This is a genomic window from Streptomyces fumanus (genome assembly GCF_014655295.1).
Lineage (GTDB): Bacteria > Actinomycetota > Actinomycetes > Streptomycetales > Streptomycetaceae > Streptomyces > Streptomyces fumanus.
In genome coordinates this window covers 762,326-783,978 of the sequence record NZ_BNBI01000001.1, presented here as the reverse complement: position 1 = coordinate 783,978, position 21,653 = coordinate 762,326, and the positions used below count along the sequence as shown (strand labels likewise).

Below are 21,653 nucleotides of genomic sequence, written 5' to 3'. Positions count from 1 at the left end.
CGGGCGCCCGCGATCGAGGGAGATGGCCAACATGAAGCTGCTGCGAGTCGGTACGGCCGGGGCGGAGCGGCCCGCGCTGCTCGACGCCGACGGGACCCTGCGCGACCTGTCGGGCGTGGTGCCGGACATCGACGGCGCGCTGCTCGCCGACGACGCGGCGCTCGGCCGGGTCCGCGCCGCCGCCGCCTCCGGGGAGCTGCCCGCGCTGGACGCGACGGGGCTGCGGGTGGGGCCGCCGCTGGGGCACATCGGGAAGATCGTGTGCATCGGGCTGAACTACCACGACCACGCCCGGGAGATCCGGGTCGAGCCGCCCGCCGAACCCGTCGTCTTCCTCAAGACGCCGGACACGGTGGTGGGGCCGTACGACACGGTGCTGGTGCCGCGCGGGTCCACCAAGACCGACTGGGAGGTGGAGCTGGCGGTCGTGATCGGGCGTACGGCCCGCTATCTGGAGTCGGCCGAGGAGGGGCTCGCGTGCGTCGCCGGGTACGCGGTCGCGCACGACGTGTCCGAGCGGGAGTACCAGATCGAGCGGGGCGGGACCTGGGACAAGGGCAAGAACTGCGAGACGTTCAACCCGCTGGGGCCCTGGCTGGTGACGGCCGACGAGGTGCCCGACCCGCAGCGGCTGCCGCTGAGGCTGTGGGTCAACGGGGAGCTGCAGCAGGACGGGACGACCGCGGAGCAGATCTTTCCGGTGGGGGAGGTGGTGCGGTACCTCAGCCGGTTCATGGTGCTGCGGCCCGGGGACGTGATCAATACGGGGACGCCGGCGGGGGTGGCCATGGGGCGGCCGGAGCCGAAGCCGTATTTGCGGGCGGGGGATGTGGTGGAGCTGGAGATTGGGGGGCTGGGGCGGCAGCGGCAGGAGCTGAAGAGCGCGTAGCGCTCTGCGGGGCGGCGGGGGACTGTGCGGGGGCGTTGTGGTTTTGCGCAGTTCCCCGCGCCCCTGAAAGCGCGGTCAGTTCCCCGCGTCCCTGAAACGTGCGGGCTCGTTGTGGCTGGTCGCGCAGTTCCCCGCGCCCCTTAAGGGGGGCGCGGCTTTGCTCAGGTCAGTAGGGAAGCCAGGTGGCGCCAGCCTTCCCTGGGGAGGGTGTCTGTGGGGGCGTCGGTGACGAGTTGGAGGGCTACGTGGTCGGCGCCGGCGTCGTGGAAGGCGGTGATGCGACGGTGGATGGTGTCGTCGTCGCCCCAGGCGAACACCGCGTCGATCAGCCGGTCGCTGCCGCCGTCCGTGAGGTCGTCCTCGGTGAAGCCCAGGCGGAGGAAGTTCTGGGTGTAGTTGGGGAGCCCGAGGTAGAAGGAGAGGTAGGCGCGGGCCGTGGCGCGGGCGCTGGACGGGTCGGAGTCGAGGACCACCTTGAACTCCGGGGCCAGCAGCGGGCCCTCGCCGAGCGTCTCGCGGGCCTTCGCGGTGTGCTCGGGGGTGACCAGGTACGGGATCGCGCCCGCCGCCCGGTCACGGGACAGCTCCAGCATCCTCGGGCCGAGCGCCGCCAGCACCCGCCCGTGGGCCGGCATCCCCGCCCGGTCCAGTTCGTCGAGGTAGCCGACCATCGTGGAGTACGGGCGGCGGTACCCCTTCACCGCGGGGCCGTGGCTCACCCCGAGGCCGAGGACGAAGCGGCCGGGGTGGGCCACCTCCAGCTCGGCGAAGCCCGCGGCGGCGGCCGGTGCCCCGTGCTCCCAGATGCTCTGGATGCTGGTGCCGACCACCACCCGCGAGGTCGCCTCGATCAGCGGGGCGGCGTGCCGGGCGGCGCTGTTGCCGCCCAGCCACAGGGCACCGAACCCGAGCTGCTCCAACTCCGCGGCGGCCGAGGCGCGTTCGCCGCTGCCGTCGGGGTCCTCGGCGCGCAGGCCGATGCTCCAGATGCCGTACCGTCCGATGGAGTTCTTCAAGGCGGCCGTGGTGTCGTTCATCCGTGTCGGTCCTTCCGGTGGGGCGGTGACGACCTCTCTTCTACCGCGTGCCAACCGGGGCGGACCGGCGGGGCATTCCCCGTCGCGGCCGAACGGGTGGTCAGCCGGCCAGGAACCGCTCCAATGCCTCCACCACCAGCTTGTGGTCCTGGAGCTGTGGCAGCCCGGACACCGTCACCGCGCCGATCACCCCGACGCCCTCCACGGCGATCGGGAAGGAGCCGCCGTGCGCCGCGTACGTGTCCGGGTCCAGCCGCGAGGACTCCTCGAAGGTGGTGCCCTTGGCCCGGAACCGGGCGCCCACCAGGTACGACGCCGAGCGGTACCGCTCCACCACCCGGCGCTTGCGGGCGATCCAGGCGTCGTTGTCGGGGGACGAGCCCGGCAGCGCGGCGTGGAAGAGCTGCTGCCCGGCCCGGTGGATGTCGATGGCGACCGGGGCCTGGCGCTCCCGGGCCAGCTCGACCAGGAGCGAGCCCAGCGCCCACGCGTCGTCGTGGGTGAACCGGCGGAAGACCAGCCGGCGTTCCTGCGCCTCCAGCTCCGCCACGCTCGGGGTCAGCTCGGGGGTGGCCTTCGGGGTCACCGTGCGGTCCTGGCTCACAGCGCCACCGCCGCTCCGTCGCGCGCCGAACGGCGGGCCGCCTCCAGCACGTCCAGGGCGTCCGCCGCCTCCCGGGCGCTCACCGGGTTGGGGCCGCCCTCCCGCAGGGCCTCGGCCACCGCCGCGTAGTACGCCGGGTAGTCGCCGGGCAGGGTCGGCTCGACCCGGCCGCCGCCGGTCACCGGGGACTCGCCGGACCCGACCCGGCCCCACAGCGACTCGTCCTCCTCGCCCCAGCCCCGGCCGGGCCGCTTGCCCTCGCGCAGCGCGGCCTCCTGCGGGTCCAGGCCGTACTTGACGTAACCGGCCCGCGAGCCGAGCACCCGGAACCGGGGGCCGAGCTGGGCGGTGGTCGCGGAGACGTAGAGGTGGGAGCGGACGCCGCTGGTGTGCGTGATCGCGACGAACGTGTCGTCGTCGGTCTCCGCGCCCTCGCGCCGGACGTCCGTCTCGGCGTACACCTGGGCGGCCGGGCCGAACAGCACCAGCGCCTGGTCGACGACATGGCTGCCGAGGTCGTACAGCAGACCTCCGATCTCTGCCGGGTCGCCGGATTCGCGCCAGCCGCCCTTCGGCTTCGGCCGCCACCGCTCGAACCGCGACTCGAACCGCCATACGTCGCCCAGCGCGTCCTCGGCGAGCAGCTTGCGCAGGGTCAGGAAGTCGTTGTCCCAGCGGCGGTTCTGGAAGACGGAGAGCAGCAGGCCGCGCTGCTCGGCGAGGTCCGCCAGCCCGCGGGCCTCGGCCGCGGTGCCCGCCACGGGCTTGTCCACGACGACCGGCAGCCCGGCCTCCAGGGCGGCGGTGGCGAGCGGGACGTGGGTCTTGTTCGGCGACGCGACGACGATCAGGTCCAGGTCGGCGGCCCGGTCGAACAGTTCGTCCGGGGTCGCGGCCAGGTGCACGTCCGGGAACTCGTCGCGGGCCTGCCGCTGCCGGTCCGGGTTGGCGGTGACCACCGTGTCCAGGGCGAGCCCCTCGGTGGCGGCGATCAGCGGGGCGTGGAAGACGGAGCCCGCGAGCCCGTAGCCGACGAGGCCGACGCGCAGCGGAGTGCCGGGGGAGGTACCAGTCATGCGTCCACTTTGGCAACGGTGTTGCCAAAGTGCAAGTACGGGAGAGAATGGTGGCGTGAACAGGGCGAACGACGGCACGGGCGGCACGGTCGGCACGGGCGGTGCCCGCGGCGGGGCGAACCTGCTCGCCCTGCGCAGTCACAACACCGCGCTCGTCCTCGACCTGCTCCGCGCGGCCGGACCGGAGGGCGTCAGCCGCCTGGAGCTGGCCGAGCGGACCGGGCTCACCCCGCAGGCGGTCAGCAAGATCACCGCGCGGTTGCGGGCGGACGGCCTCGCCGCGGCGGCCGGGCAGCGGGCCTCCACCGGCGGCAAGCCGCGCACCCTGCTGCGCCTGGTGCCGGAGGCCGGGCACGCGATCGGCGCGCACCTGGACCGCGACGAGCTGCGGACGGTGCTGGTCGACCTCGTCGGCACGGTGGTGGGGGAGCGGCGCGCCCCGCTCGACCTGGGCGCGGGCGCCGACGCGGTGGTCGCGGAGGTGGCGCGCGAGGCGGAGACGCTGGCGGCGGAGGTGCCGGGGTCCGGCCGCGGGGCCGGGCCGCTCGGGGTCGGGCTGTTCGGGGTCGGGGTGGCGCTGCCCGGCCCGCTGGACCACACGCGCGGGGTGCTGCACCGGGTCACCGGCTTCCCCGAGTGGGACGGGTTCGCGCTGCGGGACGCGCTGGCGGGGCGCCTCGGCGTGCCGGTCGTCGTCGACAAGGACACCAACGCGGCGGCGCTCGGCCTGGCGGTCGGCGGCGAGCGCGGCTCCTTCGCCTACCTCCACCTCGGTACGGGGCTGGGGGCGGGGCTGGTGCTCGGCGGGAGCGTGCACCGGGGGGCGCGGACGGGGGCGGGCGAGTTCGGGCACCAGGTGATCCAGCTCGACGGCCCGCCCTGCACCTGCGGTGCCCGGGGCTGTGTCGAGGCGCTCTGCCTGGCCGCGGTGGCCCGCGGCGACCTCGCCGGGGCGGCCAGGGTGCTGGGCGTGGCCGCCGCCAACCTCGCCGCGCTGCTCGACATCGACCAGGTGCTGCTCGGCGGGCGGACCGTCGCCGCGCACCCCGGGGCGTTCGTCGAGGGCGTCGCCGCGGTGCTGCGCGCCCGCGCCCACCGTGAAGGGGACCACGACCCCGCCGTACCGGTACGGGTCGCCCCCGGCGGTCTCCGAGCGGTCGCGGAGGGCGCGGCTCAGCTCCTGCTGGGGCCGGTGTTCGGGCGGGGGGACAGGTGAGCTGGCCTTGCGGGGGGGGGGTGTACGCGGCCGGGGGGGCGTGCGTCGGCGGACGCCTGTGTCGGGTGCGGGCGGGTGCCGCTGGGTGCGGGCGGGTGCCGCCCGGTGCGGGTGGGCGTCCGCCGCCGGGTGCGGCGGGTGCCCACGGGTGCGGGTGTCCGTCGCCGGGTGCGGCGGGTGCCCACGGGCGCGGGCGTCCGTCCCCGGGTGCGGCGGGTGCCCAGGTGCGGGTGAGCGCCGTCGGGCGCGGCCGGTGCCCACAGGCGCGGGTGAGCGTCGCCGGGGGCGGGCGTACGCCCCCGGTGGGGTGCCCGCGGGTGAAACGGCCGCCGCCATCCGGGGTGCCCTCCGGAGTGGCGCCGCCGGATGCCGCGCGCGTCCGGAACGCTCATGTGTTCATGCGACTGTGTACGCCCGCGTCCCCCTGCCTGGCGGCGGCAGCCGCCCTCCTCGCCACGGCCTCCCCCGCCGTGGCCCGCACGGCCCCCGCCCTCGCCCCCGCTCCCCTCCCCGCCTGCACCGCCCCCGAGGACCACACCTTCCCCCTCACCACCCGCCTCCACGGCGGTCCCGCCGTCTACCGGGCCGGGGGCGGGTACGGGACCTGGTTCCTGGACCTCACCAACACCACCGACCGGACCTGCGAGGACATCCACCCCGTCGTCGTCCTCGTCGACGAGCGGCGCGCGCTGGAGCCGGCCCAGCCGCGGCTGGAGTTCTACGACGGCACCCGCCCGCACCCCGTGCGCCTGACGGAGACCGACGCCGACGAACTGGTCGGTGTCCTCGCCGACGACGCCGCCGGGTTCCCCGGATTCACGGTCGGGCCCGGCCGGACGCTCACCGTGCCGGTGCGGCTGGCCGTCACCTCGGACGCCGTGCCCAACGAGGTCACCGCCAACGCCGCCGTCGTCCAGCGCCGGGACGGCGACGGCGAGTGGGTCGGCCAGTCCGGCGACTACCGCTTCCGCATCGAGGCCGGCCCGGCCGCCCCCACCGCCTCCCCGTCCCCGGGCGGGCTGCCCTTCGCCGACGAACTCGCCGGTACCGGCGAGCGCCGTACGTACACCCTGCTCGCCGCCGGTGCCGTGCTGGTCGCCGCCGGAGGTACGGCCGTTGCGCTGGCCCGCCGGCGCCGCTGACCCGGGGCGACCGGGGGCCGGGCCCGTCACCCGCGTCTGCGACCATCCCTGCCGTGGACTACCCGAACGACCAGGCCCCCGGCGCCCCCGTCCGCTCCGGCATCCCGGAGCACGGCCGCGTGCCGAAGTACTACGCCGTCAAGGCGCGGATCGCCGCCCTCGTCGACGCCCTGGGGGAGGGCGCCGCCATCCCGACCGAACGCGACCTGTCCGAGCGGTACGAGGTCGCCCGCGAGACCGTCCGGCAGGCCGTGCGCGAACTGGTGCTGGAGGGCAAGCTGCGCCGGCAGGGCCGGGGCACGGTCGTCGCCGGCCCCAAGCTGGCGCAGCCGCTGTCCCTGGCCAGCTACACCGAGGGCGTCCGCCGCCAGGGCCGTACCCCCGGCCGTACGCTGGTCGGCCTCGACCGGTTCCCCTGCCCCGAGGCGCTGGCCGCGGAGACCGGCCTCACCCGCGGCGAGCCCGTCTGGCACCTGGAGCGGGTGCTGCTCGCCGACGACGAGCGGGTCGGCCTGGAGAGCACGTACGTCTCGGTGGCCCGGGTGCCGCGCCTGGACCGGGACTTCGACCCCGACTCGTCCTTCTACGGCTACCTCGACCGGCAGGGCATCGCCTTCGGTGACGCCGACGAGCGGATCGAGACGGTGCTCGCCACCCCGCGCGAGGCGCTGCTCATCGGCACCCCGCCCGCCCTGCCGATGCTCCTGATCCACCGCGTCTCCCGGGACACCGGCGGGCGTCCGCTGGAACGGGTGCGGACCCTGTACCGGGGCGACCGGTTCTCCTTCACCGCCCATCTCGGCGGCTGAAAAGCGCCCATGCCGACCCACCCATGAAAGTCACGAATAGATAACGGGTCTAGCCCAAACGTGATGACCAGTTCACGCTCTCGTAGTCGGCCGGATTCTTCCGGTTCCCCGAGTCCGAGGAGCGTGACGGACGTGAGAGTGATAGTCGTCGGAGCCGGCGTGGTGGGCACCATGCACGCCTGGCACGCAGTCAGTCGCGGCCATGAGGTCGTACAGATCGAGCGCGAGGCCGAGGCCCGCGGTGCCTCGCTGCGCAATTTCGGCCAGATCTGGGTGAGCGGCCGGGCGGGCGGCGAGGAACTGGCCACCGCGCTGCGGGCCCGCGAGCTGTGGGAGGAGATCGGCGCCCGGGTCCCGGCCCTCGGCTTCCGCCCCAACGGCTCCCTGACCCCGGTACGGGGTGAGCGGGAGCGGGCCGTCGCCGAGGCCGCCGTGGCCCGCCCGGACGCCGCCGCCCGCGGCTACGCGCTGCTCACCCCCGCCGAGGCCCGCGCCCTGAACCCGGCGCTGCGCGGCGCGTTCGACGCCGCCCTGTACTGCGAGCGCGACGCCGCCGTGGAACCCCGTACCGCCCAACTGGCGCTCCGCGCCGAGCTGCGCAAGTCCCCGGCGTACACCTTCCTGCCCGGCCGCGAGGTCCGCGAGGTCGTCGGCGAGCGGGCCGTGCGCGACGACCACGGCGACACCCACACCGGTGACGCCGTGGTGCTGTGCACCGGCGCCTGGCTCGGCGGCCTGGTCCGCGAACTGGCCGGCCCCGCGCTGCCGGCGCGTCGCGTGCGCCTCCAGATGATGCAGACCGACCCGCTCGGCGAACCGCTGACCACCTCGGTCGCCGACGCCGACAGCTTCCGCTACTACCCGGCGTACGCCTCGCCCGCCCTGGACGAGCTGAACGCCCGGCAGCCGCAGCCCCCGACGGCCGCGGCCCACCGTATGCAGCTCCTCATGGTCCAGCGCGCCGACGGCTCGCTGACCATCGGCGACACCCACGAGTACGAGCACCCCTTCGCCTTCGACACCCTCGAAGACCCCTACGAACACCTCACCGGCGTCGTGGAGTCCCTCCTCGGCCGCCCGCTGCCGAAGATCCGGCGCCGCTGGGCGGGCGTGTACGCGCAGTGCGTCGACCCCACCCGGGTGGTGCACCGGCAGCGGGTGCGCGAGGGGACCTGGCTGGTCACCGGGCCCGGCGGGCGCGGCATGACCTGCTCACCCGCGATCGCCGAGACCACCGCCGACGAACTGGGCTGGTGACCACACCCATGACCACACCCTCGAACACCCCCATGGCCACACCCGCGAACACACCCACGACCGCGAGCGCCCCTGTGACCGCACCCGTGACCGCCCCCATGACCACGCCCCCCGACATCCGTCTCGTCGTCCTCGACATGGCCGGTACCACCGTCGCCGACGGCGGACTGGTCGAGCGCGCCTTCGACACCGCCGCCCGCGCCCTCGGCGTCGAGCCGGGCACCCCCGAGCACGCCGAGAAACTCGCCTACGTCCGCGCCACCATGGGCGAGTCCAAGATCTCCGTCTTCCGGCACCTGTTCGGCACCGAGGACCGCGCCCGGCGGGCCAACGCCGCCTTCGAGACGGCGTACGGCGAACTCGTCGACGGCGGCCTGATCGCCCCCGTCCCCGGCGCCCGCGAGGCCGTCGAGGACCTGCTCGCCGGCGGCCGGACCGTCGTGCTGACCACCGGGTTCGCCCGGGTCACCCAGGACGCGATATTGGCCGCGCTCAACTGGCGCGACCTGGTGCCGCTCACCCTGTGCCCCGCCGACGCGGGCGGGCGCGGACGGCCGTACCCGGACATGGTGCTGGAGGCGTTCGTGCGCACCAAGGCCGCCGAGAGCGTCCGCCAGGTCGCCGTCGTCGGGGACACCTCGTACGACGTGCTCAGCGGCGTCCGCGCCGGGGCGGGCCTGGTCGCCGGGGTGCGCACGGGGGCGCACGGCGACGACGCCCTGCGCGCGGCCGGTGCCACCCACGTCCTGGACTCCGTCGCCGACCTGCCCGCGCTGCTCCGGGGCGCCGGCTGATGGCCCCCGCCGCCCCCGCCGCCCCCGCGGGCATCCGCTTCGACGGCGTGACCGTCGCCTACCACGGCACCGTCGTCCTCGACGCCCTCGACCTCACCGTCGAACCCGGCGAGGTCATGGCGCTGCTCGGGCCGTCCGGGTCCGGCAAGACCACCGCGCTGCGGGCGGTCGCCGGGTTCGTCCGGCCGGTCGCCGGGCGGGTCCTGCTCGGCGACCGGGACGTCACCGACCTGCCGCCGCACCGGCGGGGCATCGGCATGGTCGTCCAGCAGTACGCCCTGTTCCCGCACATGCGGGTCGAGGACAACGTCGCCTTCGGCCTCAAGGCCCGCCGGACGCCGAAGTCCGAGATCCGGGCCCGCGTCACCGAGGCGCTGGAACTGACCGGCATGGCCGGCTACGCCCGCCGCCACCCGCGCGAGCTCTCCGGCGGCCAGCAGCAGCGCGTCGCCATCGCCCGCGCGCTCGCCGTCCGCCCCGAGGTCCTCCTGCTGGACGAGCCGCTGTCCGCCCTCGACGCCCAGTTGCGCTCCGGGATGCTCGCCGAACTGGCCCGGCTGCACCGGGAACTGCCCGACGTGTCGATCCTGTACGTCACCCACGACCAGGTCGAGGCGCTCACCCTCGCCGACCGGATCGCGGTCATGGACCGGGCCCGGCTGCGGGCCTGCGGCACGCCGAGGGAGCTGTACCGGGCGCCCACGGACGCCTTCACCGCGTCCTTCGTGGGCGGGGCGAACCTGCTGCCGGTGACCGTGCGGGCCTCGGGCGCGGAGTTCGCCGGCACGGTGATCGAGGTCGGCACCGACGGGGTCGCGCCGGGGGCGTCGGCCACCCTGTGCGTCCGGCCGCACCTGGTCGGGCTCGGCGACGGGCCCAACCGGATCACCGGCACGCTGGCGGAACTCCAGTGGCGGGGGGCGACCCACCGGCTGTACGTCGACGTCGGCGGGCACCGGGTGATGGCGGACGTGCGGGAGCTGCGGCAGCCGCCTGCCCTTGGTGATGAGGTGGCGTTGCACTTCGCGTCCGAGGATGCGGTGTTGCTGCCTGCGGGGGTGGCGCATGGCTGAGGTCGCGCCCCAGGTGCGGGTGGTTCGTGGCGGGTCGCGCCCAGGCGGCGGTAGCCGCAGATCCCATACAGCCCCGCGCCCCTACAAGCCTCTGCTGTGGGCGCTTCCTCCCATAGCGCTGCTCGGTCTTGTCTTCCTTTACCCTCTCGCCCTCGTCGTCCGGCAGTCCTTCCAGCCCGACACCGGCGGCTTCTCCCTCCAGCCGTACGCCGATGTCCTCGCCTCCGAGTCGTTCGGGCGAGCGCTGTGGACGACCGTGTGGCTGGCGGTGGCCGCCACCGCCGGATGCCTGGTGCTCGGGTTCCTGCTGGCGCTGGTCATCGCGTTCGTACCGTTCCCGGGGGCCAGGACGGTGGCCCGGTTCGTCGACGTGTACCTGTCCTTCCCGTCCTTCCTCATCACGCTGGCCCTGCTGTTCATCTACGGCGGCACCGGCATCGTCGGCTCGTTCCGGTTCCTCACCACGCCCTGGGGGGTGCTGCTGGCGGAGATCACGTACTTCACGCCGTTCGTGATGCGCCCGCTGCTCGCCGCGTTCTCCGGGATCGACACCGCGCAGATCGAGGCGGCCGGTTCGCTGGGCGCGCGGGCGCCGCGGATCGTGCGGCGGATCATCCTGCCCGAGGCGCTGCCCGCCCTCGCCGCCGGCGGCAGCCTGGTGCTGGTGCTCTGCCTGAACGAGTTCGGCATCGTGCTGTTCACCGGCGCCAAGGGCGTCACCACCCTGCCGATGCTCGTCTACGGCAAGGCGATCCTGGAGTCCGACTACCCGGGCGCCTGTGTGGTCGCCGTCGTCAACGTCCTGATCTCCGTGGGCCTGTACGGCCTGTACCGGGTGGTGAGCCGCCGTGCTGGTGCATAGCCGCAAGGCCCGCTGGGCCCTGTGGACGGTGTTCCTCGTCCTCTTCCTGCCGCTGTTCGCCCTGCCGCTGCTCGTCGTCCTGGGCGCCTCCTTCGCCACCCACTGGTCCGGCGTGCTGCCGTCCGGTCCCACCGGCGCCAACTACCGGGCCGCCACCCGCGGCGAGGCCCTCCAGGCCCTCACCACCAGCCTGGTCACCGCCCTCACCGCGAGCGTCCTGGCGCTGGCCGCCGGCACCTGGGCCGCGCTCGCGGCGGCGGCCCTGGGACGCCGGTCCCGCAAGGCGATGGACGCCCTGTTCATGCTGCCGGTCGCGGTGCCCTCGGTGGTCGTCGGCCTCGCGGTGCTGGTCGCCTTCTCCCGGCCGCCGATGCTGCTCAACGGCACCCGCTGGATCGTGATCACCGCGCACGCCGTCCTGGTCACCGCCTTCGCGTACCAGTCCGTCGCCGCCGCGATCACCCGCCTGGACCCGGCGTACGAGCAGGCCGCCGCCTCGCTGGGCGCCCGCCCCGGATACGTGCTGTGGCGGGTGAGGCTGCCCCTGCTGCTGCCGTCCCTGACCGCTGCCGCCGGCCTCTGCTTCGCCCTGTCGATGGGCGAGCTGAGCGCCACGATGATGCTCTACCCGCCCGACTGGACCCCGCTGCCCGTCCTGATCTACGCGGCCACCGACCGCGGCGCCCTGTTCACCGGCTCCGCGATCGCCGTGGTCCTGATGGCGGCCACCCTGCTGGTGCTGCTCGCCGTCTCCCGTCTGCGCACCCGGGCCTCCTACCGCTGACCCGGTCCCCCGTCCCGCCGCAAGGAGTTCACCTCGCCATGCCCAGAAAGCCCCTGCTGCCGCTCACCGCCCTCTGCCTGCTCGCCGTCCCCCTCACCGCCTGCGGCGGGAACACCGCCGCCTCCGACCGGAACGTCGTCACCGTCTACAGCGCCGACGGCCTCAAGGGCGAGAACGGCGACGGCTGGTACGACCGGGTGTTCGAGGACTTCGAGAAGGAGACCGGCATCGAGGTCGAGTACGTCGAGGGCGGCTCCGGCGAGATGATGCAGCGCGCCGCCCGCGAGAAGGGCAACCCGCAGGCCGACGTGCTGGTCACCCTCCCGCCGTTCATCCAGCAGGCCGGCACCAAGGGCCTGCTCCAGAAGTACGCCCCGAAGAACGCCGACAAGGTCACCGGCAAGGCCGCCGACGGCACCTGGACCACCGTCGTCGACAACTACTTCGGGTTCGTCTACAACAAGAAGGAGCTGAAGCGGCCCCCCGCCACCTGGCAGGACCTGCTCGACGGCAGGTTCAAGGACCGCCTCCAGTACTCCACCCCCGGCGTCGCCGGCGACGGCACCGCCGTCCTCATCAAGGCCCTGCACGACTTCGGCGGCGAGCGGCCCGCCCTGGAGTACCTGAAGAAGCTCCAGGCCAACAACGTCGGCCCGGCCGCCTCCACCGGCAAGCTCGCCCCCAAGGTGGACAAGGGCGAACTCCTGGTCGCCAACGGCGATGTGCAGATGAACCACGCCCAGTCCAAGACCATGCCGAACCTCGGCATCTGGTTCCCGGCCCCCGAGGGCGGCCGGCCCACCACCTTCGCCCTGCCCTACGCGGCCGGCCTGGTCACCAAGGCCCCGCACAGCGCCAACGGCCGCAAACTCCTCGACTACCTGCTCAGCGACACGGCCCAGCGGCAGGTCAGCGCGATCGGCGGCGGCTTCGCGGCCCGCCAGGACATCGAGGCCACCGACGCCGACGCCGCCGACCTGGCGGAGCTGATGAAGGGCGTGGAGATCTTCCGGCCCGACTGGGACGACATCGAGCGGAACCTGTCCGCGTACGTCGACGCCTGGAAGGCCGCGACCGGCAGTTGACCTCCTGATTAGGCTGAGGGGCGTCGGCACGCCGTGGTTCCGGCGCCCCTTCGCTCATGCCCCACCGCACCGCCAGGAGTACGAAGCACATGGCAGACCGCAGGCCCATCGAGTCGTGGCTCACCGACATGGACGGCGTACTCATCCACGAGGGCGTCCCCATCCCGGGCGCCGACGCCTTCCTCAAGAAGCTCCGCGAGTCCGGCAAGCCCTTCCTGGTGCTGACCAACAACTCGATCTACACCCCGCGCGATCTGCACGCCCGGCTGCGCCGCATGGGCCTGGAGGTGCCGATCGAGTCGATCTGGACCTCCGCGCTGGCCACCGCCAAGTTCCTGGACGACCAGCGGCCCGGCGGCTCGGCCTACGTCATCGGCGAGGCCGGCCTGACCACGGCCCTGCACGACATCGGGTACATCCTCACCGACCACGAGCCGGACTACGTCGTTCTCGGCGAGACCCGCACCTACTCCTTCGAGGCCATGACCAAGGCGGTCCGCCTCATCAACGGCGGCGCCCGCTTCATCTGCACCAACCCCGACGAGACCGGTCCCTCCACCGAGGGCCCGCTGCCGGCCACCGGCGCGGTCGCCGCGCTGATCACCAAGGCCACCGGCAAGCAGCCGTACTTCGCGGGCAAGCCCAACCCGCTGATGATGCGCACCGGCCTCAACGCGATCGGCGCGCACTCCGAGACCAGCGCGATGATCGGCGACCGCATGGACACCGACGTACTGGCCGGCATCGAGGCCGGGATGCAGACCTTCCTGGTGCTCACCGGCCTGACCCGGCCCGAGCAGATCGAGGAGTTCCCCTACCGGCCGTCCCGGGTGGTCGACTCCATCGCGGACCTCGTCGACCTGGTCTGAAACCCGCCGCCCGGCCCCGTCCCCCGTTCGGCGCAGCACCGTGCCCGCAGCGGATGCGACCAAGGGGCCGGCGGGGGAGTCTCCAGGTGACTGGAGGTACACGATGGGCTCACTGAAAGCCACTCTCTGCGCCGGGGCCGCGCTCACCGCGGTGGCCTGCCCGGCGGCGGCCACGGCGTACGCGGCGGACGGGGGCGGAGTCTCGGTGACCCCGGCGGCCCCCGCCCCCGGCGGCGAGGTCACGCTCCGCGTGGCCGACTGCGCCGAGCAGACGGCCGTCGCCGTCTCCGCCGCCTTCGACTCCGCTGTGGAACTCTCCTTGACCAGCACCGACGGCGCGCTCGTCGGCTCCGGCCGGGTCCGCTCACGGGCCGCGGCCGGCGCCCATGCCGTCACGGTCCGCTGCGGCACCGCCGAACGCCGGGGCACCCTCACCGTCGGCGACCGGGCCCGCCCCCCGGCCCAGGCGCCCGCCTCGCCGGTCGCGCCGGTCGACGCGGGCGGCGGCGGCACCGCGCACCTGGCCGCGGCCCCCCACGAGGACGCCCGCGCGAACGGGCCCGGCACCGCCCAGGCGGTCACCGGCCTGGTCCTCGCCGGGGTCGCCGCGGTGGCCGTCGCGCTGCGCAGCGCCCGCCGGAGCCGCGGAACGGACTGACCATGCCCGAACAGGACCCCGACCGCACCTCGGGCCCCGGCCGCCTGGTGACCGGCATCGCCTGGGCGGCGCTGCTGCTCGGGCTGTGGCTGTGGGGCCGCGAGGCCACCGACGTACCCGACGGCATAGCCGGGCCGGCCACCGGCGACATGGCCGCGGCCGGCCGGCCCCCGCACCCCGCTCTGCCGCCCGCGCACCGGCCGCTCGGCCCGGACGCCCGGCCCCGCTTCCTCGACATCCCCCGACTCGGCGTCCACGCCCCCGTGCTGGCCCGCGGCCTGGACCCGAAGGGTGCCCTGCGGCCCCCGCCGTTCGACCGGTCCGGCGCGGTCGGCTGGTACGCGGCCGGCGCCCGGCCGGGCGCGGCGGGCACCGCCCTGATGGTCGGCCACGTCGACACCGAGACCCGGCCCGCCGTCTTCTACAAGCTCAGCACCCTGCGGCCGGGCGGGACGGTCCGGGTGCTCCGCGACGACGGCCGGACCGCCGAGTTCACCGTCGACGACGTCCAGGTCATCACCCGCGAGCACTTCGACGCCCGCCGCGCCTACGGGCCGCACCGCCCCGGCCGGGCCGAACTCCGGCTGATCACCTGCGGCGGCGTCTACGACCGGGCCGGCGACCGGTACACCGCCAACGTCGTCGTCTCCGCCTACCTCACCGGGACCGGCCCCTGAGCCGTCCCGGCCCGGCCGCCGGTGCCGCGTGGGCGGGACGGCCGTATGCCAGGATTGTCACTCGCCAACAGCGCACCAAGGGGGCTCGGATGTACGGCAGCGCGGCGGCCGGGACGTTCGCCGGGACACGGGCGTCCGCGGCGCTGCTCGGGGCGGTCCTGCTGATCGCGGCCTGCTCGTCGCCGGGGGGCGGCGACGAGGGCAAGGGCGGCGGCGCGGGGATCACCCAGCAGCCCAAGGAGACCGCCCCGTTCTGGGTCAACCCGGACAGCACCGCGGCCCGGCGGCTCGCGGCCCTGGAGGAGGACGGCAAGCGGGCCGAGGCCGAGCGGATCCGCCGGATCGCCGAGCAGCCGACCGGCGAGTGGATCACCCCGGAGAACCCCGAGGAGCAGGCCCGCGGCTTCACCGAGGCCGCCGCCGCGGCCGACCGCACCGCGCTGCTCGTCCTCTACGACATCCCGCACCGCGACTGCGGCCGGTACTCCCGGGGCGGCGCCGCCGACGGCGACACCTACCGGGCCTTCGTGGACGGCGTCGCCCGGGGCATCGGCGACCGCGCCGCCACCGTGATCCTGGAACCCGACGCGGTCCTGCACCTGGTCGACGGCTGCACCCCGCCGGAGCTGCACGAGGAGCGGTACGCCCTGCTGTCGGAGGCCGTCGACCGGCTCGCCTCCCTGGAGAACACCAAGGTCTACCTGGACGCGGGCAACGCCGGCTGGGGCGACCCCGACCGGATCCCCGACCCCTTGCGGCGGGCCGGTGTCGACCGCGCGGACGGCTTCTCGGTGAACGTCTCCAACTTCTACTCCACCGAGGACTCCCTCGCCTACGGCAAGCGGCTCTCCGCCGCGCTCGGCGGCAAGCCCTTCGTCATCGACACCAGCCGCAACGGCAACGGCCCCTACACCGAGGGCGACCCGGCGGAACGCTGGTGCAACCCGCCGGGCCGCGCCCTGGGCGAACCCCCCACCGTCAGGACCGCCGACCCCCTGGTCGACGCCTACCTGTGGGTCAAGCGCCCGGGGGAGTCGGACGGCGAGTGCAAGGGCGGCCCCAAGGCCGGCCAGTGGTGGCACGAGTACGCCCTGGAACTGGCCCAGGGGCCCCGCACCTCCTAGCGGCGGCGGGTCCTACGGCACCCGGACCCACCGGGCTTTGCTGGGCACCCCGGCCTTGTCCGTCACGAACATCATGTACCAGCCGGGCTGCACCAGGTTCCGGTTGCCGGGCACGGTCACCGACACCTGGTCGCCCAAGACCTCGAAGTCCAGCGCGACGGACCGCTGGTCCACGTCGGTGACGTGCGTGGACGCGCTCGGCCGGATCAGCCGCACCTTCTCGATCGAGGCCGCCGCCTTCGAGGTGAACGTCCCCGACCTGCCCCGGGGGATCGTCCGCGGCCCGCCGGACAGGTCCGGCCGCTCCCCGCCGTACAGATAGGGCGGCGTGTAGATCTCGATGCGCTGCTCGAACTTGCCCGGCTCGGTGTTCGCCTTGTCCGCGAACAGGGAGTCCGACCCGAAGAACATCACCCGTCCGTCGGGCAGCAGGATCGACCCGGAGTGGTAGTTGCGGCCCACCAGCGGGTCGGCGACCCGCCTGAACCCGTTCGTCGCGGGGTCGTACAGCCGCGCCTGGCGGATGTTCGAGTCACCGCGCCCCCGGTAGTCCTCGGACCCCCCGGAGACCAGCACGGTGTCGTCCGGCAGCACCGACGCCTGCGGGTACCGGGTGCCCTTCTCCAGCGACGGCCCGGCCGTGAACCTCGGCTCGCCGGCCTTGAGGTCGACGAGCCGCGTCCGCTTGCTGGACAGCGTGGACTCGCCGACCCCGCCGCCGCCGATCACCAGGTACTTCTCGTCCTGGGCCGGGGGCAGCAGCACCGTGCCGGAGGTCTCCATCAGGTGCGGGTCGCTCAGCCCGGAGACCTTGGTGAACTCGTTGGTCGCCACGTCCCACACCCCCGGGTCCCGCCCGACGTCATGGGGCCCGTACCCGGCGTTCGACCCCGAGTAGAACACCTTGCCGTTCTGCATCAGGAACAGCGCGGGATACGTGGGGAACTGACGGACCGTGTCCAGAGAGGACCACTTCTTGGTCTCCGGGTCGTACACCTCGTTCTTGCCCGGCACCAACTGGCCGATGTCGTCGAGCCCGGAGACGCTGAGGACCCGGCCGTCGCTCAGCGTGGTGAGCGTCGGGTACCAGCGGGCCTCGTGCATCGGGTCGACCTTGATGTACTTCTCGGCGACCGGGTCGAACTCATAGCTGTCCCGGATGCCCTGGAAGTCCTTCTTGTCCAGGGCGAGTTTCTCCGCGATGCCGTACGTGTTCTCCGCCTGAGCGCCCGTCAGGCCCCGCACCCGGTAGTTGTCCTGGGTGCCCGTCTCGTACTCGGCGCCGCTGCGCTGCGCCTCGACGTAGATCCGGCCGATGCCGGGGTCGTTGCGCAGGAACGCGCCGGTCGCCGGGTCGAAGACCTTCTTGGCGCGGGGGACCAGGACCGGGTCCTTGGAGACGAACGTCCTGCCGTTCTCCTTGCCGGTGAACTCGGTGCCCGCGGGCAGGGTGATCGGCGCGTCCGGGTTCTCGTTGTGCACCACCATCAGGCCGCCGGCCTTGGTGACGTCGCCCTTGAGCTTCTCGTACCGCTTGGTGCCGCCCGCGATCAGCAGCCTGCCGTCGGCGAGCTGGGTGTGGCCCGAGCAGAACAGGTCGGTGGGGGTCGGCACCTTCTTGACCGTGCCGTTGACGGGGTCCCAGATCCGGGTGTCGAACTTCTTCGCGTCGAAGTTGTCCTGGTTGTTGCCCGACCCGGCGACCAGCAGCACCTTGCCGGTGCGCAGCAGCGCCGCGTGGATGGTGTTCTGTCGGTACTCGTCCGGGAAGTCGACGATCTCCCAGCGGCCGTTCTCGGCCTTGTACTCCGGCTGGTCGAGCAGGTACTGGTGGTACTTCCCGGTGCCGAAGCGGTACAGCCAGGGCCCGTTCGTTCCGGCCAGCGCGAGGACCACCACCGTGCCTATCGCGAGACGACGGGCCCGGCGGCGGCCGGCCTGGTGCTTCATTCCTTACGTCCCCCGAGTCCACCAAGGGCGATCTGCAGGGCCGGCTCCGGCGACTGCGGCGCGGCCGGTCCGGCCGGTGTCCCGGGCCGCTTCTTCGCCTTCCGCAGCTCGTGCCGCCAGGCCACCATCGGCGAGGCCGTGACCAGCAGCGCGAACGCCGCCCAGGCGATCATCGCGGGGTGCGCGTGGCCGAAGACGAAACCGGCGGTGATCGACGCGCCGAAGACCAGGATGAAGTACCAGTGGTAGCGGAAGGTGCCGAACAGTGTGTCCGGGCTGGCCGAGTCGCCCTTGGGCGTCACCACGAACCGGCTTCTGCGGCGCAGCACGGCGTCGATCAGGGCCTTGGCGTACAGCGGCGCCGACAGCGCGGACATGACCATGCCGGCCAGTCCGCCGGAGCCCTCGGGCTCGTGCGGGGAGATGTTGTGCCGGCGGTTCCAGAGGTAGAGGCCGATCTGGAGCGCGGAGGCGTTGCCGTAGAGCATCAGCCAGACCGCCGGGTCGATGTCGACGCCGGAGGCGCCGAGGCCCAGGAAGAGCGCGCAGCTCAGGGCCGCGAGCATCCAGTTCAGGGCCGACATCGGATAGAAGATGATCATCATCGTGTAGTTGAAGAGCCTGCTCGGCGGCAACGAGAAGAACCCCCTCCAGTACTGCTTGAGGATCGTCTCGTAGGTCCCGCGCGACCAGCGCATCTGCTGGGTGAAGAAGTCCGTCCAGGCGTTGGGGCCCTCGCCGACCGCGAGCACGTCGGGGGTGTAGACCGAGCGCCACCTGCGTCCCGTCGCGGGGTTCTGGTGCCGGTGGATCTCGAACCCGGTCGCCATGTCCTCGGTGATCGAGTCGTACAGCCCGCCGATCTGCTTCAGCGCCGTGATCCGCACCGCGTTGGAGGTGCCGACGAACATGGGGGCGCCGTAGCGGTTGCCGGCCCGCTGGATCAGGGCGTGGAAGAGGAACTGCTGGGACTCGGCGGCCTTGGTGACGGGGTTGTCGTAGTTGCCGTAGACCTGGGGGCCGATGACGAAGGCCACGTCGGGGTCGCGGAAGAAGCCCAGCATCCGCTCCAGGTAGTTGGGCAGCGGTACGTGGTCGGTGTCGACGGAGGCGAAGAAGTCGTAGTCGTCGCCGTGCGCCTCCAGCCAGGCGTTGTAGTTGCCGTGCTTGGTCCGGGCCCGGTGCGGCCCCTCGGGGCGGTTCCACCGGGCGACGCCCTTGCGGGAGAAGTGGTGCACGCCGAGCCGCGCGCAGACCGCCTTGACCTCGGGGTCGTCGCCCTCGTCGAGCAGCCAGACGTGCAGCACGCCCCGGTGGCGGATCCGGACGGCCGCCTCCAGGGTCTTCGTCACCATGGCGAGGGGTTCCTTGCCGGGCACGAAGGAGGTCAGGAAGGCCACCCGGGTGCCGGTCTCGGGGACCACCGGGACCGGGTCGCGGGCGACGAGGGTGGCGTGCGCGTTGGACAGCACGTTCAGACAGCGGAACAGCTCGATCAGGCCGATCGACACCAGCATCACGACGTCCAGCGCGGGCAACCAGTCGAAGGCCGGGTAGTCGCGCTCGGTCCAGTGGTCCGGCTGGAGCAGCCAGACCAGCAGCACCAGGGAGAGCAGCGGGGCCGCGGCCAGCATCAGGGCGACCCGGAAGCGGTGCGGCTCCTGCGAGATCAGCGAGCGGTACCGCACCCGGTACGGACGGTCGGGGTCGGGCTGGGTCAGGGGGCCCGCGAGCCGGCTGTGGTGCTCGTAGTCGTACCGCGGCAGGGTGCTCCTGATCCGGCGGAACGTGCCGGTGGTGCTCATCCGGTGGGTGACCACCCGGAGCCGGGTGGTCCAGGACGGATCGAGGTCCGGTCCGGCGTCGTCAGGCGTCGACGTCATGAGTCTTCCCCCCACACGCGGCGGTCGCGTGTTTCGTCGCTTGCTTCGCCCGCTCCCCGGCTCCCGACCGGCGTACGGGAGGTGTCGGTGGTGGATGGTCGGTCGGCACCACGTCGTCCACACCCTATAGACATGGAAGGCTCGCCTCCGGTTGCGGCCGCCCGGCCCGCCCCCGCAACTCGGCCAGGGTTCTACGGCGTTCGGCATGATCGCAACACGATCCCGGAAACACCGAAGGCCCCCCGCTTGAGCGAGGGGCCTTCGGTTGCCGGTGCGCCGCCAGGGACTCGAACCCCGGACCCGCTGATTAAGAGTCAGCTGCTCTAACCAACTGAGCTAGCGGCGCCTGCTGACGTCGACAACTCTACCCGACCCCGGAGGGTGCTCCGGACCACCCGCCGCGGGCCCCGGCGGGCGGCCCCGGGGGTGCCGTACATCATTCGGACCGTCAACATGCGCGCGGACAAGACGGTTGAGAAACTGACCGATGTGTACCGCCGCGGACTTTTCCACCTGGAGTGTGAGGGGAATCTCATGGAGACGCCGGTATTCGAGGAGACCGACCCGGCGGACGACTGCGACTGCCCCAACTGCCGGTGCCGCCGCCGCGCCCTGCCGTACCCGCCGTCCGGGCGCTCCGCGCCCGCCCACCGCGCCCTCGCGGTGACCACCGCGACCGCCGCCGCGTTCGGCGCGGGCGCCGCCGGGGCCCTGCCGGCCGCCGCCCACGCGCCCGACCGGCCGGGCGTCAGTGCAGGTGAGGAGCCCGACACCCCGCAGGGCCGGCGGGCCCCGCTGCACGGCCCCGGCGGCCGTCCGGCGCCCGTCTCGGACCCCGACCCGCTGCCCGGCATCACCCGCGCGGAGATCATGGAGCGCGCCCAGACCTGGGTCGACGCGAAGGTCCCGTACAGCCTGACGGAGTACTGGTCCGACGGTTACCGGCAGGACTGCTCGGGTTATGTCTCGATGGCCTGGAAACTGCCCGGCAACGAATGGACGGGCAGCCTGCCCTCGTACGCGGACCGCATCACGAAGGAGGAACTCCAGCCCGGCGACATTCTGCTGTTCCACAATCCGTCCGACCCGGAGAAAGGCTCGCACGTGACGATTTTCGGCGGCTGGACGGACGGCACCCGCACCGAGTACACCGCCTATGAGCAGACCCCGCCGCACACCCGCCGGCAGGCCACGCCGTACGCCTACTGGAGCAATTCCGACAAGTATCTGCCCTACCGCTACAAAGGCGTGAGTGCCGGTACCGCCGGGGCGGAGCAGATCGCCGCCCGGCCGGGGGCGGGCGCCTTCCCGGGGGCGGCGGCCTTCGGGCCGGGCGCGGACAACCGGCACGTCACCCGGCTCGGCCGGATGCTGGCCGAGCGCGGCGGCGCCCGCTTCTACCGCCGGGGTCCCGGCCCGCGCTGGACGGACGCCGACCGCAGGGCCACCCGGGCGTTCCAGGAGGCGCAGGGCTGGCGGGGCGCGGAGGCCGACGGGCTGCCCGGCCCGCACACCTGGGCGCTGCTGGCCGGCGGCGCGGGCCGGGACATCGCGCCCGCCCGGGAGCCGGTGCCGCCCGCCTCGCACGGGGTGCCCGGCTACCCGGGCCGCGCGCTGTTCCGGCCGGGTGTGGTCAACGAGCACGTCACCCGGCTCGGCCGGAAGCTGGTGGCGAAGGGGTACGGCAGGTACTACACGTCCGGGCCGGGGCCGCGCTGGGGCGAGGCGGACCGGCGGGCCGTCGAGGCGTTCCAGCGCGCGCAGGGCTGGCGCGGCGGCGCGGCGGACGGCTACCCGGGCCCGGAGACCTGGCGCCGCCTCTTCCTGTGACACCCCCCTGTTCATGACGCATCTGGCGCGGAGG

20 protein-coding genes and 1 tRNA gene are annotated in these 21,653 nt (G+C 73.7%); 15 read left to right on the top strand and 6 right to left on the bottom strand.

The window, feature by feature from the left end; translation table 11 throughout:
• The first annotated feature begins 31 nt into the window (after positions 1 to 31).
• On the top strand, positions 32 to 889 hold the full coding sequence (locus IE316_RS03470) for a fumarylacetoacetate hydrolase family protein (protein ID WP_190202575.1): 858 nt from the start codon (positions 32 to 34) through the stop codon (positions 887 to 889).
• 161 nt (positions 890 to 1,050) lie between these two features.
• Here IE316_RS03470 and IE316_RS03465 read toward each other — a convergent pair whose 3' ends face one another.
• The 3 genes from IE316_RS03465 to IE316_RS03455 all read right to left on the bottom strand — a co-directional run bounded on the left by IE316_RS03465 (position 1,051) and on the right by IE316_RS03455 (position 3,606).
• On the bottom strand, positions 1,051 to 1,926 hold the full coding sequence (locus IE316_RS03465; protein WP_190202574.1) for an LLM class F420-dependent oxidoreductase: 876 nt from the start codon (positions 1,924 to 1,926) through the stop codon (positions 1,051 to 1,053).
• A 100-nt stretch (positions 1,927 to 2,026) separates the two neighbouring features.
• Complete coding sequence (locus tag IE316_RS03460) at positions 2,027 to 2,530, bottom strand: heme-degrading domain-containing protein (RefSeq protein ID WP_190202573.1); 504 nt, start codon at positions 2,528 to 2,530, stop codon at positions 2,027 to 2,029.
• On the bottom strand, positions 2,527 to 3,606 hold the full coding sequence (locus IE316_RS03455) for a Gfo/Idh/MocA family oxidoreductase (protein WP_190202572.1): 1,080 nt from the start codon (positions 3,604 to 3,606) through the stop codon (positions 2,527 to 2,529). The genes IE316_RS03460 and IE316_RS03455 overlap by 4 nt, the downstream gene beginning before the upstream one ends.
• On the opposite strand from IE316_RS03455, the gene IE316_RS03450 reads away from it, so the two are divergent.
• From IE316_RS03450 to IE316_RS03390, 13 genes are all read left to right on the top strand, one after another.
• Positions 3,605 to 4,822 (top strand): ROK family transcriptional regulator, encoded by a 1,218-nt coding sequence (locus IE316_RS03450; protein WP_190202571.1) that lies wholly within the window; start codon positions 3,605 to 3,607, stop codon positions 4,820 to 4,822. The two genes, IE316_RS03455 and IE316_RS03450, sit on opposite strands and share 2 nt — an antisense overlap.
• A 398-nt stretch (positions 4,823 to 5,220) precedes the next feature.
• Entirely contained in the window at positions 5,221 to 5,964 is a 744-nt protein-coding gene (locus tag IE316_RS03445) for a hypothetical protein (protein ID WP_373311049.1), read from the top strand.
• 53 nt (positions 5,965 to 6,017) lie between these two features.
• Positions 6,018 to 6,773: a GntR family transcriptional regulator gene (locus IE316_RS03440; RefSeq protein ID WP_190202569.1), complete on the top strand. Its 756-nt coding sequence runs from the start codon at positions 6,018 to 6,020 to the stop codon at positions 6,771 to 6,773.
• A 132-nt stretch (positions 6,774 to 6,905) separates the two neighbouring features.
• A complete protein-coding gene (locus IE316_RS03435) occupies positions 6,906 to 8,030 on the top strand; it encodes a TIGR03364 family FAD-dependent oxidoreductase (RefSeq protein ID WP_190202568.1) in 1,125 nt (374 codons plus the stop codon).
• Between the two features lie 98 nt (positions 8,031 to 8,128).
• A complete protein-coding gene (locus IE316_RS03430; RefSeq protein ID WP_190202567.1) occupies positions 8,129 to 8,824 on the top strand; it encodes an HAD family hydrolase in 696 nt (231 codons plus the stop codon).
• A complete protein-coding gene (locus IE316_RS03425) occupies positions 8,824 to 9,897 on the top strand; it encodes an ABC transporter ATP-binding protein (RefSeq protein ID WP_190202566.1) in 1,074 nt (357 codons plus the stop codon). Before IE316_RS03430 ends, IE316_RS03425 begins: the two co-directional genes overlap by 1 nt.
• Positions 9,890 to 10,759 (top strand): 2-aminoethylphosphonate ABC transporter permease subunit, encoded by an 870-nt coding sequence (locus IE316_RS03420; protein WP_190202565.1) that lies wholly within the window; start codon positions 9,890 to 9,892, stop codon positions 10,757 to 10,759. The genes IE316_RS03425 and IE316_RS03420 overlap by 8 nt, the downstream gene beginning before the upstream one ends.
• Positions 10,746 to 11,543 carry an ABC transporter permease gene (locus IE316_RS03415; RefSeq protein ID WP_190202564.1) on the top strand — a complete coding sequence of 266 codons (798 nt, stop codon included), beginning with the start codon at positions 10,746 to 10,748 and terminating at the stop codon, positions 11,541 to 11,543. The genes IE316_RS03420 and IE316_RS03415 overlap by 14 nt, the downstream gene beginning before the upstream one ends.
• A 38-nt stretch (positions 11,544 to 11,581) precedes the next feature.
• On the top strand, positions 11,582 to 12,628 hold the full coding sequence (locus IE316_RS03410) for a 2-aminoethylphosphonate ABC transporter substrate-binding protein (RefSeq protein WP_190202563.1): 1,047 nt from the start codon (positions 11,582 to 11,584) through the stop codon (positions 12,626 to 12,628).
• A gap of 89 nt (positions 12,629 to 12,717) precedes the next feature.
• Positions 12,718 to 13,497, top strand: a complete 780-nt coding sequence (locus tag IE316_RS03405; protein ID WP_190202562.1) for an HAD-IIA family hydrolase — start codon at positions 12,718 to 12,720, stop codon at positions 13,495 to 13,497.
• Positions 13,498 to 13,600: 103 nt separating this feature from the next.
• On the top strand, positions 13,601 to 14,155 hold the full coding sequence (locus tag IE316_RS03400; protein ID WP_190202561.1) for a hypothetical protein: 555 nt from the start codon (positions 13,601 to 13,603) through the stop codon (positions 14,153 to 14,155).
• A 2-nt stretch (positions 14,156 to 14,157) separates the two neighbouring features.
• Positions 14,158 to 14,832 carry a class F sortase gene (locus IE316_RS03395; protein ID WP_190202560.1) on the top strand — a complete coding sequence of 225 codons (675 nt, stop codon included), beginning with the start codon at positions 14,158 to 14,160 and terminating at the stop codon, positions 14,830 to 14,832.
• An 89-nt stretch (positions 14,833 to 14,921) separates the two neighbouring features.
• Positions 14,922 to 15,956, top strand: coding sequence for a glycoside hydrolase family 6 protein (locus IE316_RS03390; RefSeq protein WP_190202559.1), 1,035 nt, complete (start codon positions 14,922 to 14,924; stop codon positions 15,954 to 15,956).
• 12 nt (positions 15,957 to 15,968) lie between these two features.
• Here the strand turns inward: IE316_RS03390 and glxA are convergent, their stop codons facing one another.
• From glxA to IE316_RS03375, 3 genes are all read right to left on the bottom strand, one after another.
• Positions 15,969 to 17,906 carry a radical copper oxidase GlxA gene (gene glxA, locus IE316_RS03385; RefSeq protein WP_190202558.1) on the bottom strand — a complete coding sequence of 646 codons (1,938 nt, stop codon included), beginning with the start codon at positions 17,904 to 17,906 and terminating at the stop codon, positions 15,969 to 15,971.
• Positions 17,903 to 19,789: a glycosyltransferase family 2 protein gene (locus tag IE316_RS03380; protein ID WP_190202557.1), complete on the bottom strand. Its 1,887-nt coding sequence runs from the start codon at positions 19,787 to 19,789 to the stop codon at positions 17,903 to 17,905. Before IE316_RS03380 ends, glxA begins: the two co-directional genes overlap by 4 nt.
• Positions 19,790 to 20,061: 272 nt before the next feature.
• Positions 20,062 to 20,135, bottom strand: a tRNA-Lys gene (locus tag IE316_RS03375).
• A gap of 188 nt (positions 20,136 to 20,323) precedes the next feature.
• On the opposite strand from IE316_RS03375, the gene IE316_RS03370 reads away from it, so the two are divergent.
• Positions 20,324 to 21,619 carry a peptidoglycan-binding protein gene (locus IE316_RS03370; RefSeq protein ID WP_190202556.1) on the top strand — a complete coding sequence of 432 codons (1,296 nt, stop codon included), beginning with the start codon at positions 20,324 to 20,326 and terminating at the stop codon, positions 21,617 to 21,619.
• Positions 21,620 to 21,653 lie beyond the last annotated feature (34 nt).